Below are 2,835 nucleotides of genomic sequence, written 5' to 3' on the forward strand. Positions count from 1 at the left end.
TGCGTTATCCCAACAATTCCCCTTTCTACTGTTACTCTTCTGATTTTATTTTCTATTAGAAGTTGTCGCGTTTCCTTCGAACAGTAATTAGATCCTCGATCTGAATGAAAGATTAATCCTTTGGGAGGATTTCGAATTGCATATCCTCTGGAAAGAGCCTTGCATATTAATTGAGAATCATTTTTTGTCCCTATTGACCAACCTACAACCTTCCGAGAGTATAAATCCAAAATCACGCAAAGATAGATCCAACCGAAAGAGGACCGAAGATAAGTAATGTCAGAAACCCATACTTCATTCTTTCTTAAACGTTTAAATTTTCGACCTACTAAATCAGGGGCTATTCGACCAGAGTGCTTGGAATCCGTAGTAAATGCCCTAAAGCTTTTCTCTTGTTTTCCCCTTATTTCGCAAAGTTTCATTACTTTACGAACCGACCGAGCCCCATATGAAGAATAAACCTTCTTTACCTCTTTAAAAAGCCTTAGGAAACCATAATTCTTATCATGCCTTAGCCAGGTCTCATAGATGAATTTTACAAACTCTGGATCATACTTTTCTAACGCATTCTTGCTTCGTTTCATGAATTCATAGAAACCCGATCTCGAGACTCCTAATACTCTTGCCATGCCCTTAATAGAAAACTCGGACCGATACGCTTCCATAAACTCTAATCGAGATTTTGTTCCTTCGAAAGCATGGCTGAATACTTTTTTAAAATCGCATTCTCTTCCTTAAGTCGGTAATTCTCTTTGCGAAGTTTCCTTAACTCCTCACTCTCTTTGATTTGTTTATCTGTCGGAGGGTTTTGTTCGTCAGACTTCTTCATATATTCAGCCTTCCATTGTCGCAAAACAAAATAGCTGATTCCTAACGATTCTGCTACTTCTTTTATTGTGAAAGAACCGGTTAATATGCGTTTTATCGCTTGCTCTTTAAACTCCGGAGAGTATTTCCCTTTTTTACTCATCGCTTCTTTATACCTCGATTCGAGCGAAAAAGGTGTCCAGTTTTATGTAACTAGGCTATACTCGCTTTTTTGCCATGCTATCTCCAATAAAATACGGACTAAAAATATTCTTTTTAGCTGTATTATAGTTTTATTCTATCAATTACTTCTTCAATCTCTTTTGGCCTAAAGGGGGCCTGGAAGCCACATTTTGAACAAAAAAGAATTTCATTCGATCCTGGAGGGAACACGGTCATAGGCAATTTACATTCTGGACAATATGCATTTCTTTCAATCTTTCCATTTTTTACTCGGAATAAAATCCCTGACTCTTCAATAAAATCAGAGAGCCGATGATGCTTTGAGTCATTAATACTATTTGGTCTATTATCCAACTCTTTCTTCCAGGTACTAAATGCTCCAACAATTTCTTCTTTAAATATCCAATCCTTTTCCTTCAAATCAAGTTCATATATAAATCTGTTCAAAGTACCTCGGTCAAAAATACCTCTGCTTACATTTAAGTCATGAAGAACCAATATCGGCAAATCTAACGAATATGCGAGACTAGCTTCTATATGATTCCACTCAGTAGCAAATTTAAGTTCGGATACATTCTTGCTTTTTACTTTACCTTTCGAAAGTATAATCTGCGGATAACCCAATATAATCGCGCCCTTACATTCTTTCATTACTCGAATAACTTCGTCTAAAGGAGATTTTGCAGGAAAATCTGTTGTTCCGATTGTTCTACACTTTAGGCTTTGAGATTCAAGAAACCGGAGGAAATTTTCCAATCCCACTGAATAATCTTTTGGAATCCAGTTCGGTCGACTAACAAATACATTCATTAATTCTTTACCTATAGCAAATTCAAGCCTGCCACGGACGGCAGGTGCGATAATGAGGGGCGCGGCATGGCAGATAACGGCCGAGGCTTGGCGACGTTTCGCGAGTCCGCAAGGACTTGGAACGAGGCTTGCTTTTGCAAGACGAGTGACAAAGCGGAATGTGCCGAAGGCCAAGCGAGGGTACGCAGCAACCCGAAGCGCAGTGCCAAGCCGAAAGTTAGGCGACGTCCGACCCAAACTCGTTGCAATTCAAATTTCTTTCTAATTTACTATTAGTAACCAAATGCCGAGTTAGTAAAAGTGTTTCTTATAGCTGACTGTTTCGCTCCGAATACGCCAGGCATTGACACCTCTCGCTCAAATCGAACTATATAGATGTAATTCAAATCTCGGCACCAGATCAGAACAGGAGCGACCGTCTAGGAATAAATTTTCCTCCGGCCCCGAGCACGAAAATATCAAAGCCGAAGTTGAAAAACTAAACCCGTCGGATGTCCGCCTAACGGCCAAGGTTTGCCGAAGTCCGGCGAAGCCGGATTTGCCGAAGGCCGAGCAAGGGTCGCAAAGCGAGCCCGAAGCGAAGTGGCAAACCGAAGTTAGGCGACGTCCGACCCAAACTCGTTGCAATTCAAATCTCTTTCTAATTTACTATTAGTAACCAAATGCCGAGTTAGTAAAAGTGTTTCTTATAGCTAACTGTTTCGCTCCGAATACGCCAGGCATTGACACCTCTCGCTCAAATCGAACTATATAGATGTAATTCAAATCCCGGCACCAGATCAGAACAGGAGCGACCGTGTAGGAATACATCCACCTCCGGCCAGAACACGAAAATATCAAAGCCGAAGTCGAAAAACTAAACCCGTCGGATGTCCGCCTAACTCAAAATCTCCGTCGGGCTGTCTAAAAATACACCCCTGCTCATCTTCCGCTGTGACGTAAAAGCGTACAACTCCGAACCTTCGTATAAGCGTACATTTCCGGCGTGTCGGATAAATCGCATACCGAATATTTCTATCCCTGTTTAAATAGGAA

At 41.0% G+C, this 2,835-nt stretch carries 2 protein-coding genes and 1 pseudogene; all 3 read right to left on the reverse strand.

The genetic code is table 11. The features are described from left to right. Positions 1 to 970, reverse strand: a pseudogene (locus LEP1GSC058_RS07085) (IS3 family transposase); the annotation flags it as partial. Between the two features lie 122 nt (positions 971 to 1,092). Beyond that, positions 1,093 to 1,974, reverse strand: coding sequence for a TFIIB-type zinc ribbon-containing protein (locus LEP1GSC058_RS20140; protein ID WP_198014390.1), 882 nt, complete (start codon positions 1,972 to 1,974; stop codon positions 1,093 to 1,095). Between the two features lie 662 nt (positions 1,975 to 2,636). Next, the coding region (locus tag LEP1GSC058_RS20475; RefSeq protein WP_232224635.1) for a hypothetical protein at positions 2,637 to 2,835 on the reverse strand (199 nt) is incomplete at its 5' end.

The organism is Leptospira fainei serovar Hurstbridge str. BUT 6 (assembly GCF_000306235.2).
Taxonomy (GTDB): domain Bacteria; phylum Spirochaetota; class Leptospiria; order Leptospirales; family Leptospiraceae; genus Leptospira_B; species Leptospira_B fainei.